The organism is Nostoc sp. (assembly GCF_036917655.1).
GTDB lineage: Bacteria > Cyanobacteriota > Cyanobacteriia > Cyanobacteriales > Nostocaceae > Nostoc.
The window spans coordinates 120,200-135,198 of record NZ_JBALCY010000029.1; the positions used below are offsets into that span (position 1 = coordinate 120,200).

At 42.4% G+C, this 14,999-nt stretch carries 15 protein-coding genes; 5 read left to right on the forward strand and 10 right to left on the reverse strand.

What is annotated here, in order from left to right; genetic code table 11:
* The first annotated feature begins 60 nt into the window (after positions 1-60).
* Both V7K30_RS12745 and V7K30_RS12750 read left to right on the forward strand, forming a co-directional pair.
* Complete coding sequence (locus V7K30_RS12745) at positions 61-1,572, forward strand: hydroxysqualene dehydroxylase (RefSeq protein WP_334999598.1); 1,512 nt, start codon at positions 61-63, stop codon at positions 1,570-1,572.
* A 107-nt stretch (positions 1,573-1,679) separates the two neighbouring features.
* Positions 1,680-2,045, forward strand: coding sequence for a DUF6464 family protein (locus V7K30_RS12750; RefSeq protein ID WP_334999600.1), 366 nt, complete (start codon positions 1,680-1,682; stop codon positions 2,043-2,045).
* A gap of 3 nt (positions 2,046-2,048) precedes the next feature.
* Here V7K30_RS12750 and V7K30_RS12755 read toward each other — a convergent pair whose 3' ends face one another.
* From V7K30_RS12755 to fmt, 4 genes are all read right to left on the reverse strand, one after another.
* Entirely contained in the window at positions 2,049-2,963 is a 915-nt protein-coding gene (locus tag V7K30_RS12755; protein WP_334999602.1) for a DMT family transporter, read from the reverse strand.
* 158 nt (positions 2,964-3,121) lie between these two features.
* A complete protein-coding gene (locus tag V7K30_RS12760; protein ID WP_334999604.1) occupies positions 3,122-3,619 on the reverse strand; it encodes a hypothetical protein in 498 nt (165 codons plus the stop codon).
* A 35-nt stretch (positions 3,620-3,654) separates the two neighbouring features.
* A complete protein-coding gene (locus V7K30_RS12765) occupies positions 3,655-4,500 on the reverse strand; it encodes a fatty acid desaturase family protein (protein ID WP_334999606.1) in 846 nt (281 codons plus the stop codon).
* A gap of 655 nt (positions 4,501-5,155) precedes the next feature.
* Positions 5,156-6,160, reverse strand: a complete 1,005-nt coding sequence (gene fmt / locus V7K30_RS12770) for a methionyl-tRNA formyltransferase (protein ID WP_334999608.1) — start codon at positions 6,158-6,160, stop codon at positions 5,156-5,158.
* An 857-nt stretch (positions 6,161-7,017) separates the two neighbouring features.
* On the opposite strand from fmt, the gene V7K30_RS12775 reads away from it, so the two are divergent.
* The 3 genes from V7K30_RS12775 (at position 7,018) to V7K30_RS12785 (ending at position 9,184) form a co-directional block, all read left to right on the forward strand.
* Positions 7,018-8,337: a hypothetical protein gene (locus V7K30_RS12775; RefSeq protein WP_334999610.1), complete on the forward strand. Its 1,320-nt coding sequence runs from the start codon at positions 7,018-7,020 to the stop codon at positions 8,335-8,337.
* Positions 8,338-8,592: 255 nt separating this feature from the next.
* On the forward strand, positions 8,593-8,952 hold the full coding sequence (locus V7K30_RS12780; protein WP_334999612.1) for a type II toxin-antitoxin system Phd/YefM family antitoxin: 360 nt from the start codon (positions 8,593-8,595) through the stop codon (positions 8,950-8,952).
* 25 nt (positions 8,953-8,977) lie between these two features.
* Positions 8,978-9,184: a Txe/YoeB family addiction module toxin gene (locus tag V7K30_RS12785; RefSeq protein WP_334999614.1), complete on the forward strand. Its 207-nt coding sequence runs from the start codon at positions 8,978-8,980 to the stop codon at positions 9,182-9,184.
* Between the two features lie 628 nt (positions 9,185-9,812).
* Here the strand turns inward: V7K30_RS12785 and minE are convergent.
* The 6 genes from minE to V7K30_RS12815 all read right to left on the reverse strand — a co-directional run bounded on the left by minE (position 9,813) and on the right by V7K30_RS12815 (position 14,897).
* Positions 9,813-10,103, reverse strand: coding sequence for a cell division topological specificity factor MinE (gene minE / locus V7K30_RS12790; protein WP_012410010.1), 291 nt, complete (start codon positions 10,101-10,103; stop codon positions 9,813-9,815).
* A gap of 36 nt (positions 10,104-10,139) precedes the next feature.
* The gene (gene minD, locus V7K30_RS12795; RefSeq protein WP_012410009.1) at positions 10,140-10,946 is read right to left on the reverse strand and encodes a septum site-determining protein MinD; all 807 of its coding nucleotides are present in this window, start codon (positions 10,944-10,946) and stop codon (positions 10,140-10,142) included.
* 364 nt (positions 10,947-11,310) lie between these two features.
* Positions 11,311-12,372: a septum site-determining protein MinC gene (gene minC / locus V7K30_RS12800; protein WP_334999616.1), complete on the reverse strand. Its 1,062-nt coding sequence runs from the start codon at positions 12,370-12,372 to the stop codon at positions 11,311-11,313.
* A 210-nt stretch (positions 12,373-12,582) separates the two neighbouring features.
* The gene (locus V7K30_RS12805) at positions 12,583-13,908 is read right to left on the reverse strand and encodes a four-carbon acid sugar kinase family protein (protein WP_334999618.1); all 1,326 of its coding nucleotides are present in this window, start codon (positions 13,906-13,908) and stop codon (positions 12,583-12,585) included.
* Positions 13,909-13,993: 85 nt separating this feature from the next.
* Positions 13,994-14,230 (reverse strand): hypothetical protein, encoded by a 237-nt coding sequence (locus V7K30_RS12810; protein ID WP_334999619.1) that lies wholly within the window; start codon positions 14,228-14,230, stop codon positions 13,994-13,996.
* Between the two features lie 4 nt (positions 14,231-14,234).
* Positions 14,235-14,897: a hypothetical protein gene (locus V7K30_RS12815; protein WP_334999620.1), complete on the reverse strand. Its 663-nt coding sequence runs from the start codon at positions 14,895-14,897 to the stop codon at positions 14,235-14,237.
* Positions 14,898-14,999 lie beyond the last annotated feature (102 nt).

Below are 14,999 nucleotides of genomic sequence, written 5' to 3' on the forward strand. Positions count from 1 at the left end.
GGAGAGGTTTGTCGAACTCACGTTACATTAGTTGATGGACTGCAACAATTGGAGGCTGTGATGGTAGAAGGGTCACAACAAAAACGGGTGGTAGTTGTAGGCGCTGGTTGGGCTGGTTTAGGAGCAACCTACCATTTGGCAAAACAAGGCTATGATGTGACACTTCTAGAAGCAGGCCCCTATCCCGGTGGATTGGTGGCAGGTTGGCAAACAGCCGCCGGAAAATCTGTTGAAGCTGGCATTCATGGCTTCTGGTATCCTTACAAAAATATTTTTTCCCTAATCAATGAATTAGAAATTAATCCTTTTACTACTTGGACTCGTTCTTCGCAATATTCGCCAGCAGGTTTGGAAGTTGAATCACCGATTTTTCAAAATTTACCACGACTCCCCTCTCCACTAGGAACTTTTCTCTACACTCAGTTTAAACGGCTGCCACTAATTGACCGCCTCAGTGCCCTGCCTTTACTTTATGCGGTTGTTGATTTTGACAATTCTGATGATGCGTGGCGGCGCTATGACTTTGTAACTGCCCGTGAATTGTTCAAAGACTTTAACGTTTCTGCACGGCTTTACCGCGAGGCTTTTGAACCAATGTTATTAGTGGGCTTGTTTGCCCCTGGTGAACAATGTTCAGCCGCAGCAACTTTAGGGATGCTTTACTTTTTTATTCTGGCTCATCAACCGGATTTTGACGTAGTTTGGTGTCGGGGAACTGTTGGAGAAAAAATATTTCGTCCTTGGGTGGAACGCATCGAAAAAGCTGGTGTGCGAGTGTTGCCCAAGCGCCGAGTTACAGACTTAATTGTTGATAATAATCATCGAGCCAAGGGTGTAGTTTGCGGTGATGAAGTAATTGAAGCAGATGCCGTGATTTTTGCGGTTGGGATCACGGGGATGAAGAAAATTGTCTCAACTAGCCCTAGTTTACAAAGCCGTGAAGAATTCCGTAATTTGAGCAATTTAGGAGCAATTGATGTTTTAGCAACGCGACTATGGTTTGACCGCAAAATTGATATTCCTCGTCCTTCTAATGCTTGTTTTGGATTCGACACAACTACAGGTTGGACGTTTTTTGATTTGAATGCTCTACATGATGAATATCGGGATGAGCCGGGAACGGTGATTGAAGCTGATTTTTATCACGCGAATCAGTTTCTCAGTTTGAGCGATGAGGAGATTTTAGCAATAGTTCAGGGTTATTTAGCAACTTGTGTGCCGGCGTTTAGGGAGGCAAAGATAATTGATAGCAGTGTAATTCGGCTACCTCAGGCCGTAACTCATTTTGCACCTGGTAGCTATCGTTATATGTTACCCGCTAAAACAAGTTTTGAGAATGTGTTTATGAGTGGGGATTGGATTGTCAACCGTCATGGTTCCTGGTCACAGGAAAAGGCTTATGTTACTGGTTTGGAGGCGGCGAATTTGGTGGTGTCTTATTTGGGAGAAGGTCAGCCATCTGAGATTTTAGCTGTAGAAGAGGATGAAGTGCATATCCAAGTGGCGCGATCGCTCAACCAAACCTGGCGCGACTTCGGTAAATCTATCCTACCTGACTTTTGGTTGCCGTAATCCGTAAGAACGCGAAGAGTTAATCATGAATTGTAATCTAAATTCGGTAAGCTAAAGAAAGCTATTGCTATACCATCCTTGTAATGTAAATCAAATCACATAAGCTTATGGAGCCAGACTCTTTACAAACCGAGGTGATTCTGACGCATCCGCGTGAGTCTCTCGGTAGAGTGCAACTTGATTGGACACCCCAACCCGGAAACTATCTCGATTTTCAAGGTAAAACCTATGCAGTTTTAGAGCGCCGCCATAGATACCAACTTAAAGCTGGGCGTTACCGTTTGCATAATATTGCCATTTACGTCCAGTCTGCTAAACGACCATCTGAGAAAAGTTTGGTAGCGGGACGTTGGGTAATCGGTGATGCCACCTGCTGCTACAATGCTCATTCAGAAATTATTCGCTGTGCAGTCAATCCAGATGGCCCTTGCAAATCTTGCCGCTTTTATGAAAAATTAGAAGTTACAACTTAGGAATTAGGAGTTAAAAGGTAGTTTCTCACTCTCCCCAAATAAAAATTCTGAATCACTTTCGTCAATCTTGGGACGGGTCAAAGTCAGAAATATTCCGACTAATACCATTGTTGCGCCAATAAAACTGCGAGTTGAAAAGGTTTCACCAAGTAGCAAAAATGCAAAAATTGCTCCAAATACAGGCTCTAAGGCAAAGAATAGTGCAGCTTTCTGGGCTGATATCCAGCGTTGTGCTACTGTCTGGAACAAAATAACTATGACAGTGCCAATTAGACCAAGATAAATCAGTACAGGGAAACTTGTTTTAATTGCCTCAAGTTGCTCACTTAGTTCGGGAATTGCCCACAATACGCCTAGCACTGCTACAACCCAAAGCTGGATTGTAACGAATGTCACAGGTGAGTACTGTGGCGATAACACCTCAAGCACAATAATATAAGCGGCATCGCTGAGGGCAGAACTCAACAACCAAAGGTCGCCAATCATAGGTGCCGCATTCTCCCAAGACATAACCCCAATTCCGACGAAAGCAAGCATTGCTGCTAGTGCAGTTCTGATAGATAAGCGCTTGCGAAACAGGATCTCAAACAGGTTTACAAAGACCATGTTGAGACTAAAGATAAATGAAGCTTGGTTTGCTGAGATAGTCTCCAATCCAATCGTTGCAGGAGCAAAGATACCGAAAAGTAACAGTCCCATGATTGCTCCGTCACGTACTAAGCTTACATTCAGATTACGAATAAACGGAGTAAGAATTATTGCCGCGATCGTAAAACGAATTGCAAATTGCGTGGCTGGCGAAAAGATAGTGGTTGCCTCCTTGACTACCGCAGGAATACTTCCGAAAATTAGTGTTGTAAAAATGATTAACATAACACCCAGAGCTTGTCTGTTAATTTCTGTGAATTTTTTTTCCATCAACTACTTTTACTAATAGAACTTATGTATTGAGAACTCAATATTGGGTATTCTTAATGTTGGATTTAACACCAAAAAATACCCCCATCCTTTCAGATGAAGGTAATGGAGTACATTTAAAATGGCTAAATTTACAGTTAAATTTTGGGTGGCTACAGCTATAACTTACGTAAGAATCGTTTTCCAGAATGTCCCAAGTAAACTCTTCTGAACCGACAAAATACATCATATCCAAGTTCCCTAACTCTCTTTGTAATGTCGTCAAGCAGAGATGAATTGGCATCAATGTACTCGCAAGCCGTACAGCATCTAGTTGCAACACGAAATTCAAGATTTTCTGGTTCTGTGCCGTAGATTTGCACAGGCCACCAAAAGCACTCAGATGGTTTTACGCCTTCTAAATGCAGCCTGCACAAATTCGTTTCGGTTAAGAACTGACAACAATCTTTTTGATCGTATAGGTAGAATCCATCGTGCTTAACACATCGGGACTCGAACTCATCAAGTTCATTTGGTGAGTTGTCAGTTAGCCATGAAACAATTGTTTTATGTTCGTCTTCAGGCAAGAACAACAGACCCGTTTTGCAGCAGCTAGCTTCAGCTAGCTGACAAGGACTAGTTAGTCTAAAGTTTACAGGATTAATGGGTGTTTTCATCTATCACCTTTACAAATAAATAAACTGTAATCGACTTAGCAAACTATTTTTAATTGTCGATATGTTTTTAATTGCTGATAGGTATCGAAAAAACCATGAGAAATATCAGTAACTTCTGAACATAAAACCTTATGAGCTTCAGGTAAATTGTACCAGGGTACAGTAGGACAGACATGATGAACGTGATGGTATCCGATGTTATGTCCAAAATAATTTATCAGAAAACTAACATTAGTTCGCGTTCCAGAGTCAGTGCCGTAGTGCTGGTCTATGCTTTGCCAGTAAAGAAAGGTACTGAAAGTCCATAGGAGGGGAACAAACCAGTACAACAATAAGATGTGGAAATTACCTGTCCAATAAAAGAGGGAAGCAACTGGCATCCAAAACAGAAGAACCTTCCGGTCAAAAAATCTGTTGTAATCTGCATTATGTGTCAAGAATTGGAATTCAAAACCAGCATATCCAATAATCGGCTTAACAAACCACAGGAAGAAAACGCTGTTTTGAGCATTTAAAAAGCCCAGGTTTTCATAAGATTGTACTTTAGAATATTCAGGTTTTCCAAAATACTTATGATGACGCGAATGTAGTTCTCGATATTTTAATACTGTAGTAAAAAAAGGAAGTGCATAGAGAAAATCCAAGTGATCGTTCCACGATCGCCTCGTAAAAAGATTGTAGTGAGAGGCTTCGTGTACGAGAGCTTCTCCTAACCCATACTGAAAAGCTCCGATGAGCCATATCGAAATAATATAGATCGGTAAACTATTTCCCCAAATGCTAAAAGCAGTAATGAGGACAATGCTACTCCAGTTTCTAAATATTACAAAGAAGCCTCTACGATCGCTGCGTTCAATAAAGTTTCTAGCTTTATTTACCATTACAAACCTTCTGGAATCGTTAAGTATATTATTTCACAGTTAGTGAATTTTAAATATGGCTGTTCTCATACCGTTTCTTTCTGAAGCTGCAATATATTTTTCCCCCCGGCTAATACTGTCCCCCCGATGCTTTGGCTACCGTGTACACACAAGTCATCAAATTACCAAAAACAAAAGAAAAACCTCACCCTGTCAAGAAAGGACATCCCTCTCCTTGGTAAGGCTACGGTGTACACACAAGTCCTAAAAACCTAGCTTGAATTAGGCTTGACTCGTTCCCATGCTCTGCATGAGGAATGCATTCATTGAGTCTCTGACTCAATATCTGACTGGAGGCAGCAGCCTCTAATCAACCATTCCTAGCTTTGCATGGGAACGAGAGAACAAGGAGAAATGAGAAATCGAGCTTTTTTCGACTTGTGTGTACACCGTAGCCTTGGTAAGGAGAGGGAAAGGTTTTGCATAGCATAAACCTGAGTGAGGTATTTCAGGGGCAATGTGCTGCGCTTAACCGTATGATCCCCTTAGGCAAGCCGGATAGCTACAAAGCCGAAAACTAATTACTGCTCCAATGGAGGAAAGGTGTGTCTTTTTTTCAATCATGCAACAAAGCTCTTTTAGGGGGAACATTAAAAGTTATTCTCCCTCATCTCTCTCAACTACCCGCACCAAAAACTTCTCCTACAGTTAAGCGGGTACCATTAACAAAATCCCATCCCGACTGGGGACGTTTCCCAGCTAGCTGAACCTCTCGCAACAGCAACAAACCTTCCCCAGTTTGGACGATCGCTCCAATTCCTTTGGCAATACTCACTACCTCTCCAGGTCTGTTTGATACATTTGACAAATCAGGCAATTTATGCAGTAATTCTTGTAATTCTGGTGGGAGATCGCGATCGCCTACAGAAGCAAGGGGAGCAGAAGCGGTGATTTTCAGCAGATTGTCACGAAAGGTAGCCGTACAGTTAGGGTAAAAGCCTCTAATTTGATTGTGTAATTGGATAGCGCTTTTTGACCAATCCAAACCATAATCTTGTTTTTGAATCAGAGGCGCATAAGTAGCTGCTAAATTATCTTGGGGAATTGGTTGAATTTCCTGACGTTTCAACTTCAACAGAGTTTCTATCAACAAATCCCCACCGATCCCAGCTAGTCTGTCGGCTAAATCTTGGGCATTATCCAGTAATCCAATCGGTGTAGTCGCTATTTCTAGCATTGCCCCAGTATCCATCCCCACATCCATTAACATAGTTGTGATCCCCGTTTCCCTCTCACCGTTATACAAACACCACTGAATCGGCGCTGCACCGCGATATTTGGGTAAAATCGAGCCATGCACATTAATGCAGCTCAACTTTGGCATATTTAGGATTTTTGACGATAAAATCTGCCCATAGGCGACAACAACAAACACGTCTGCGTCTAATTGTTTGAGTTGGGTTAAAGTTTCAGTATCTTTTTTCACCCGCTCAGGTTGCCATACTGGTAAGTTGTGAGCAGTAGCGATCGCTTTTACGGGTGTTGGCGTAAGTTTATTTCCGCGTTCCCGGCGTTTATCTGGTTGAGTAACAACTGCCAACACGTCAAACTCTGAATGATTCAATAACTTTTCCAGCGTGGGTACAGCAAATTGAGGTGTACCAAAAAATACAATTTTCATTAATAATTAATTGTTAATCGTTAGTCATTAGTTAATGGTAAATAATATCGGCTGTTTGGTGGTACAATATTTTCGGATTGGTGAAACCAAAGGCTGCTTGATTAACTTAATAGTTAAGTTGACAAGTGTAACAGCTAGTATCAACTGCATCTGCCCTTAGTGAGCCTCATCGTTTAGTGGTGTCTCGTCACGAGCCGCTAGAGCATCTACCGAGTAAATTTTGTTGTGTTCCCGATCGTTTCCCAAAATTGGCATTAAAATGCAGTTGGGTTTCTCAAAAACTATTGCGTCTTCTAGCTATTTTTGTAGTTTAGATTGCAATTTATAACTTTGGGTTGCTGACAGCAGTATTTTCTGAGTATGATTTATTATGCGTCCGCTTTCCCAGCTTCTCACGTAACGCCTCACGTTTACCATTATGAGGGTTTGCGCTGTTATATTTAGTGTGTAACCTGACTTGTTTGCTGCGGACTAGCGATCGCTAGTCTGATCCCCAGTAACTGAGTCATCTCATTTTTGTTTGCCAGCTTCATTAGCCTAAACTATACCTTTCTCCCTTAACTAATACCTGTTTTTGGTGTGGTTGGGTATAGCGACAGCAATACTATATATCGTGTAGTAATTACTGAGCTATGAGCATATTTACTATACTTGCATATTTTTGCAAAAAAATATTCAGTAACTGAGTAATAAAAGGTGTAGACAATGATACTTAATTGTTGTAAAACTCTGCAAACTTTGAAGAAATTATCTAGTCATTGCTTTTAGTTTCTTGTTATACATATAATTACTGCCTGCCCCATTGCTGCATAGGTATTGCTTCTCACATAGCAACCGCCCCTCTAGAGAGTCTACAAATGCTTAAACCCCTTTTGCTGTCAGGATGGTTCCGCGCGCAACCATTTCTCAATTACGTTGTCGTTGTGATACTGATTGCACCCTTGTTAGGGGCATCGGCTCACTCGACCCCAGTCAGATCCGAAGTAGCTAAACTGACTTCGATGACTGGAGAGGCTGACTCTGTATCAAAGGAAATAGCTGTAGTTAGGGAACCTGAGATCGCTGAAATATCAAAAACAGATCAAATCAACTCCTTAACAGAAGAATTTGACTCTGTGCCAACACAAAGTACTGCTGTCCAGGAACCGCAAGTATTACCCGCGGATGAAATAGAGTCTTTGCCTCAAGCAGATAGTTCTGTATCAAAGAGCGATTTAACTGTTCCTGATCCTTTGGCAGCAGTTGAACTCGCACCATTAACAGATGTTCCTGTTAGTCAGCTTAATTTAGTACGAAAACTCAAAGCTGCTAATGTCAAGTCTTTGAGAGGAGAAGAAAATTCTCTCACTAGAGAAAAGTCTTTTACTGAATCATTGACAGCAACTCAAGTAGCACCAACTCTTAGAGAATCACAACCAACCACAACGACGGAAATACGTGTTGTTGAACCACGTGATGAACCCCAAGCAGAACAAATAGATCCCATAGGCAGTCCTCATCCTATTCCTTGGAAATGGATCACAGCGACTCAAGAAGCAATTGGTTCCAAGGGGGGTTCTGGAGTGCGTCACTACCGCAGCGTACCCGTGGTTTCTCCAGATGGTAAATATGCTGTTTATAGTCGGGTGCAACTAGAAGTAAAACCCCAAATGTATAACAGTCGTGTCACCAGCGTTTTGTTTGTCCAAGATAGGCAAACCCAGAAGTTGTGGGTGATGGCTTCAACTACTGCTGTTAGCGATCCTTTATTAAAGGTAAAGGCTGTAAAGGCGGCGTCGTCAGAAGAAACTGATACGAACGGTAAAATTGGGGTATTAGTTCCGGTTAGCTGGTCGGAAAAAGGCGATCGCTTCTTAGCACGCAAGTTTGAAGGTATATTTAACACAGGCGATTCTACAGATAGTGCAGTGATTTGGGATCGGCAAAAAAATCACGCTAACACAGTTGCTCCTGCTTATGAGGAACAACATGAAAAAATTGCAGTGTTGTTAGGTTGGAGTAAAAGCCAACCAGATCATGTGCTATTTCGTGCAGGTGAATTGGGCGAGGAAAACTGGCCACTAATGCAAGTTGCTAATGATGGCAAGACTGTAACGACAACAGACAATGATCAGCCGATTACTTTTGGTAAAAAGGTTACAGAAATTTGGGCTGGGCCACAAGTAGCCTACCGATAGTTTATAGAAAACTTTACATTCTCCCGTTGTTGCCAGTGACGACAACGGGAGATTTTTTTGGCGCTGCATAAAATAGGAATAATTCTTGTGAGGTGTGAATCTTACCACTAGTGTCAACATTATGGTGCGGCGACTGGCATAAAAATTTGACTCTTCAAAATTTATAAAAGCATCAACCTGTACAGACTTTGTGTACAGGTTAAGGGAGAATGTACTTAATTCAATTTACAAGTAAAAACGGAACTTTTGATAGTTATGGTTTCTGCTAGTTATACTTACACACAAGCACGAGAAAAGCTGTCTGAACTGTGTCAGAAAGTTACTTCAGAACGCGATTTTGTAATCATTACACGTCGTAATGCTGAAAATGTAGCTTTAATAGCTGTTGATGAACTTTCTAGTATTCTAGAAAGTGCTCATCTTTTACGTTCTCCCCGTAACGCTGAACGTTTGCTAACAGCTTTAAATCGAGCTAAATCAGGAGTTGTGAAATCTCAAAGCTTGGATGATCTTAGTAAGGAGTTAGGATTTGACCAAAAAGAAGAACCTCAAAAACCAATCAAAACAAGAAATTCCAACAACTCCAAAGCAAAGAAAAACAGTATTTCAACCTGAATTTTTAGAAGACTTAAAATTTTGGTTGGAAAATGATCAACGAGTTACCCTTAAAGTTTTGGATCTTGTCAAAGAGACTTGTCGAGATCCTTTTAAGGGGAAAGGTAAGCCGGAACCTTTAAAATATTTAGATCCTAATACTTGGTCTCGCCGTTTAACACAAGAACATAGAATTGTATATCTTGTAAAAGATGATGAAATAAATTTTTTACAAGTTCGTTATCATTATTGACTATTAATTATCTCAAAATATAAGTAGCATTATTTAGTTTTGCGTAGCTTGCCGCCGTAGGCATCGGCCAACACTTCCAACACTCCAAAAATATTTACTTAATGAGAAGCCGTCCTCAATATCCTAGCTGCTGAGTCATAACTGGGTATGCAAAAATAGTACAAGTTAACCCACACTGCTAAGGGTCAAGCCGGTCAAGCCTGACAACATAAAACGGTTACGTGAGTTGATAAACAATTCTGAGGATGAGGAGTGAGGAATAGCGAATTTTCCTGATAAGTAGGTGCGTGGGAAAATTTATAACTATGTCATTGCGAGCGGAGCAAAGCGAAGTGAAGCAATCACAAGAGTTTCGAGCATTTTACATTTCGTTACATAGTTAGGTTTATTTGAGCTAACTTACTTATACTAACAGAAATCGCATATCCTCTATAGAATTTTTGTCTAGTTATGGTACAAGTGGTACTCTTTTTCTAATAGAAATAGGACAATTATCCGAATTAGAAACAATCCCGGTACACTCAGCAATACTCATAGCTTCATAACAAGCAGTAACTGTAGCGAATCGTATAATTTTTGACCTACATCGACTTTTAAAAGATCCTCTAAGATTAAAACTAATAAAGACTTATTTATCACCCCTTTCCCACTCAGGTATAGCACCTTTCACCCGGCGGATGGGCAAATTAGCAATTAAAGCTGTGGTTCGTTGGTTGCTTTCTAAGGAGAACTCCAAGCCCTCCGTCTCAATTTCGACATAGCGACAGACTACATCTAGGATTTCTTTCCGCATTTTTTCCAACGTTTGAGGATCTAAATCAGCGCGATCGTGAGCAATCACCAATTGCAGGCGACGTTTAACTTGAGTTCGACTGCTATCAGGACCGCGAGAAAAAAGTTTTTCTAGAAGTTCAATCATTACGAATAGGTCTGGCGCGGAGACTGGAAAAGTAAATTAAACAATCTTTGTCCACAACAACCTTCGTAGACGGGCGAAGATGCTGTCTTGGGACGAGTCGATCTCCAGAAATTCGACACTTTCCCCTTCTAATCTACGAGCAATGTTCTCAAAGGCTGTGGCAGCTAAAGAGGGATTTTCCGCTAACACTAAGGGTTCGCCGCGATTGGTAGATACAATAACACGCTCGTCGTCAGGGATTACCCCGATCAGGGGAATGGCGAGAAGTTCCTGAACATCTTGCACTGACATCATATCATTTGCCTGCACCATTGCGGGTCTGATGCGGTTAATTATTAAATGAACACGCTTGATACCTTGTGCTTCTAGTAACCCCACTACTCGGTCAGCATCACGAACTGAGGAAATTTCTGGCGTGCTGACAACTAGCGCTTCTTTTGCCGGCCCGATCGCATTTTTAAACCCATTTTCAATGCCGGCTGGGCTATCGATGATCACGTACTGATACTTTTGCGCTAGTGCATTCACCAATAACTTCATCTGTTCAGGTGTGACTGCATCTTTGGAGCGATTTTGGGCTGCCGGCAGGAGTACGAGATTGGGTTGGCGCTTATCTTTCACCAAGGCTTGTTCTAAGCGGCACTCTCTGGCCAAGACTTCTACCGCAGTATAGACGATGCGGTTTTCCAGCCCTAGCAGCAAATCCAAATTTCTCAGACCAAAATCCGCATCAACCAAAGCAACTTGACGCCCCATTTTGGCTAAAGCCATGCCCAGATTTGCTGAAACTGTGGTTTTACCCACTCCTCCTTTGCCGGAGGTAATCACTATAATGCGAGTCATGATAGAAATGCGGTCAATGAGGGTTCAGGAAATATAAAACAGTAAATTGCAGTATAAAGTATGAAGTATCGTATCAAGTATGAAGAAATATCTGGTCTCCCTGAGTCGGGCGAGGGATGAATATTTTTGATCGCGATGTGTGACGACAAGCCCTTCTCTACGAGAGGCTCAACGGGTTCGGGGGTGACGCTCGTTCGCCCTTGGCGTCTCCCCTTGGGAGAAGACTGCAACCCCCTCACCGCTTTGCGTCTACGCTCCGTTGTGTGAAATACACTTCGCTAGGGGAAAGGGATTAGAGTAGTGTATTCCATCTACATGAAAACCGCTATATTTTATCCTTCATATTTTAAGTAAATATTCAGAGCTACTGATTGATCTTAGTAAATTGGTTTCTAGAAAAATCACTAGCCCTAGCGATGCGAATCCCTTGAGGCATAATATGTGCCACTTCTGGAGAAAATTGCATCGGTAATTTTTCTGGTGCCCTAGCTACAGCATCTGCGATCCGCAATTGGGTAGGTTCCATTTGCAAAGCCATAATCAGACACTCACGATTGCCTCCGGCCCCAGCATGAGCGATTCCACGTAGACGACCCCAGATGATAATATCTCCATCTGCAATTACAATACCACCTGGATTTACATCTCCCAAGATAATTACTGTACCAGGATGACGAATTTCTACTCCAGAGCGGACTGTTGTTTCCAGATAGAGGGCATCTGCTTGGGGTGTAGCTGTTGCTTCTGACTCGGAAATCAGAGAAGTTACAGGCTGTAGTTGTTCTACAGAATACCCAGATGTCACAGCAGCGATCGCAGTTTGCCGACGACTCGTCGAGACAGATATTAGCCGGAGTTGAACCTCACTCAAAGCCTCGGCAAGTTCTTGCAGTTGTCTGGTATCTACTAGACGGTCTTGTGCCATTAGATGTACAGCTGTGTTAGATATACGGAAGCGATCGCCTGCATTCAAACGCTGCCTTATTTGTTGCCAAATATCAGACCAACTAAGTTCTGAGGCAGATACTTGAGATTCCGGGGGCAAAATTAATAATAGTCGTCCCTCCTTACTTTTTAACTGGACTTGAGTATTGTCATTTACCCGATGCCCTGGTAATGCTGGCTCATTGGGATTTAAATCAGTCAGGATAAAATCTGATGCCGGATCAGTATTTGACTCTACATCTGGTTTGGCAGTATTTGACTCTACATCTGGGTTAGCAGGATTTGACTCTACATCCGCAAGGACAGTATTTGATTTTAAATAAAGGAGGACAGAATTTAACTCCGCATCAGGGGGGATAGAATCTGACTCTACATCAGAAACAGTAGGATTTACCTCTACCTCAGAAAGGATAGAGTTTGCTTCTGCATTAGGAAGTGCAGAATTTGACTTGAGATCGGGAATCGCAGAATCAGAAGTCATGCAGTACTAGCCATAAGACAAGGGACACTCCGAATAATTACTAATATTAGATCAGTTGGAAAATCCAACAACATCGTCAGTTCAGAAAGTGCGGAGTATAACGAGTGCTGAGTAGTGAGTAATAGAGACAAAATTTTGCTTCTTTACTACCCGACAACAACAATTCTTATACTCCGCACTCAGCAAGAACTCTGTTCGGTGACTCGTGACTCAAGACTGTTTAGTCAACCTCTGATAAATTGTCCCCAAGGCATCAGCATCACCAACATTACCTGGAAACAGCACCACAGGCAAATCAGGAAACTGAGGATGATCGGATGGCGTTAACACCATTGAACAACCAGCTAAAATTTGACCGAGTAAACGGGCTGAAGTTAAAGCTAGTCCAGTACTCAAAACATCATTAGAGGTAATACCACCCTTGCTGATTAAGAATCCTATATCAGATGGTAAACCGCGCACAATATCCATCAATAAACCTGAAACTTTGGCCCCAAACTCCAATCGTGTCTTGACATCTTTAAAACTCAGTTCCTGACGGCTAGTATAAACCACTGGTGTTTTGCCAGCCTCATGTACCGCCCGTGTACTTTCCTGAATTTCAGTTAGCAATGCAGTAGATTGATTTGCTCCATCATCAAGTAATCGCGCTACATTCACTTCGATTCCCACTGTTCCTTCTACTTGCAACAGCGCCTCTAACTGTTGAGTAGTCTTTTTCACATGGGAACCAACAATCACCGCACCTGGTTTGCCTTGCCGCACATACTGAGCCATGTTTTCGGCGGCAATGGGTTGGGGTGGTAAAGCCGCTAAAGCCGTTAAAATACTTGCTGCACTGCGAAACAGAAAGCGTTTCCCTTGACTTGCTGCTGCTAATATATCTACTGCAAAGCGGTTGAGATCAGCTTGAGTTTCACCATCGACGACAACGCACTGATTACCACTCAGTTTTAGCAAGCGTTCCAAACTACCAGCGCGAATATCGTCCAGGAGAAACCTTTCTACAGCTTCGGCACTAATTCGTCCTTGAGTCTTTTCTTCGACATACTTGGGTAAGTAACTGTGATGGTAGCTGAAGACGGAATCACGGGCAAATTCGGTTTCATGGACTGGGGTGGTTACATCGCCAATAATCAAGTAATGCACGCTGTCACGGGTGATGCGTCCGCCGTCAAAAAATGCAGGTACGAGAAAATGAGCATCAAAGGGGCCTAGTTCTTGGGCGATCGCATCGGTTTCAATGGGATAATGTCCCCGCAAAGTAGAATCAGAACGGCTGACAATCAGAAAATCGTCAATACCTTCAGCATTCAAAGCAATTTTCAGGTTTTGGCAAACTTCTGTGGTGACAGATGCAGCTGACTCTGGCGTTAAGGATCTAGTGTTAGTCAGCACAAAGAAAATCGGCGAATCATCGTGCAACCCGGTGCGTAAAGTGTCCACATCCCAGCGCATTAGTAGCAAGCAGCTGTGGACTGTTTGAGAACCCGTCGGGTCATCATCTAGGACAATTATTTTGGGTTTGTTGCTCATTTAAGTTTTAAAAGTTTTAAAAGTTTTAGGCGAATATAATTCGCTACTACACAGGCAAAGTCCACCTCCGTGGACTAATACAGAATCAAGGGTTTTCTAACCTGCGGAGGCAGGTTTTGTCTGTATAGCCAAGCCAGTGCAGTCTTCTCCCAAAGGGAGAGGCTGGCGCCAAGGGGGTTTCCACGCCACTTGACGGCAGTTGCTTCAAGTCGGGAAACCCGCCCAACACACTGCCTCCTTTATGCAGGTGTTCCCGTCCACCGCAGTGGCTCCCCATGAGCAACTGGCGTGCGACTTCTAGTCGCCCAAGCTTTACAAACATCCTTTTAGCCTTTGTGCAATTTTCTGATTTCTGCTTGCACATCGATCGCAATTTGCAATGATTGATTTAGCAGTTGAGCATATTCGCCTGCTTGACTACTAACTTGTAAAGCTTGGAGACTGGCTAAATTATTGACAAATAACTCTTGGTTATTAGCAAGCAATTTTTTATTATCTCGCAAAATTCGTTCCGTTTTCAGAGCGCGGACTAAATCTTCTCTAATCAGTTGTAGGGCGGCGGTGACTTTATCTCGGTCATGGATACTGCTTTCTACGTTTCCTGATGCTGCCAATTGGTCATTAATATCTATGGCGCTAATCAGGTCATGATATTTATCAACTTCATCTAAAAGTATTGTCAGTCCTTCAGGAAAGGTCAATTGTCGCCAGAGCGATCGCCCAACTAATATCGGGATTGGCACTAGAATTAGTAAAAGAATTCCTAGTCGAATTGAAGATCCAATTGTCGGCAGAATAATCAACCCATAAACAAAGCCCACAATTATTGGGGTTAGCCCCAGCGTTACCAGCATTTCATTGAACAAAAACCCTAATCGCTTCTTGCCATCTCGCAGAACCGAGGGTCGAAAAACGTCTTCTGGATCGAACCCAGTCAAACGTCTCAGTTCTCCTTTGCTAATTTCCAAGCCTATTAAGTCCGGCTGCACGGCTGGATAACTCCTATGGAAGCCCAAGTTGCGTATTCATTTTAGTCGGGTTTGGTGTCTCTGTGCTGGTATTTATCCTCAGTGCCCTTTGATCACAAGGCG

Coding starts and splice junctions, on each gene's coding strand:
- V7K30_RS12745 (WP_334999598.1), top strand. CDS start 61: ATGGTAGAAGGGTCACAACAAAAACGGGTGGTAGTTGTAGGCGCTGGT.
- V7K30_RS12750 (WP_334999600.1), top strand. CDS start 1,680: ATGGAGCCAGACTCTTTACAAACCGAGGTGATTCTGACGCATCCGCGT.
- V7K30_RS12755 (WP_334999602.1), bottom strand. CDS start 2,963: ATGGAAAAAAAATTCACAGAAATTAACAGACAAGCTCTGGGTGTTATG.
- V7K30_RS12760 (WP_334999604.1), bottom strand. CDS start 3,619: ATGAAAACACCCATTAATCCTGTAAACTTTAGACTAACTAGTCCTTGT.
- V7K30_RS12765 (WP_334999606.1), bottom strand. CDS start 4,500: ATGGTAAATAAAGCTAGAAACTTTATTGAACGCAGCGATCGTAGAGGC.
- fmt (WP_334999608.1), bottom strand. CDS start 6,160: ATGAAAATTGTATTTTTTGGTACACCTCAATTTGCTGTACCCACGCTG.
- V7K30_RS12775 (WP_334999610.1), top strand. CDS start 7,018: ATGCTTAAACCCCTTTTGCTGTCAGGATGGTTCCGCGCGCAACCATTT.
- V7K30_RS12780 (WP_334999612.1), top strand. CDS start 8,593: ATGGTTTCTGCTAGTTATACTTACACACAAGCACGAGAAAAGCTGTCT.
- minE (WP_012410010.1), bottom strand. CDS start 10,103: ATGATTGAACTTCTAGAAAAACTTTTTTCTCGCGGTCCTGATAGCAGT.
- minD (WP_012410009.1), bottom strand. CDS start 10,946: ATGACTCGCATTATAGTGATTACCTCCGGCAAAGGAGGAGTGGGTAAA.
- minC (WP_334999616.1), bottom strand. CDS start 12,372: ATGACTTCTGATTCTGCGATTCCCGATCTCAAGTCAAATTCTGCACTT.
- V7K30_RS12805 (WP_334999618.1), bottom strand. CDS start 13,908: ATGAGCAACAAACCCAAAATAATTGTCCTAGATGATGACCCGACGGGT.
- V7K30_RS12810 (WP_334999619.1), bottom strand. CDS start 14,230: ATGTTTGTAAAGCTTGGGCGACTAGAAGTCGCACGCCAGTTGCTCATG.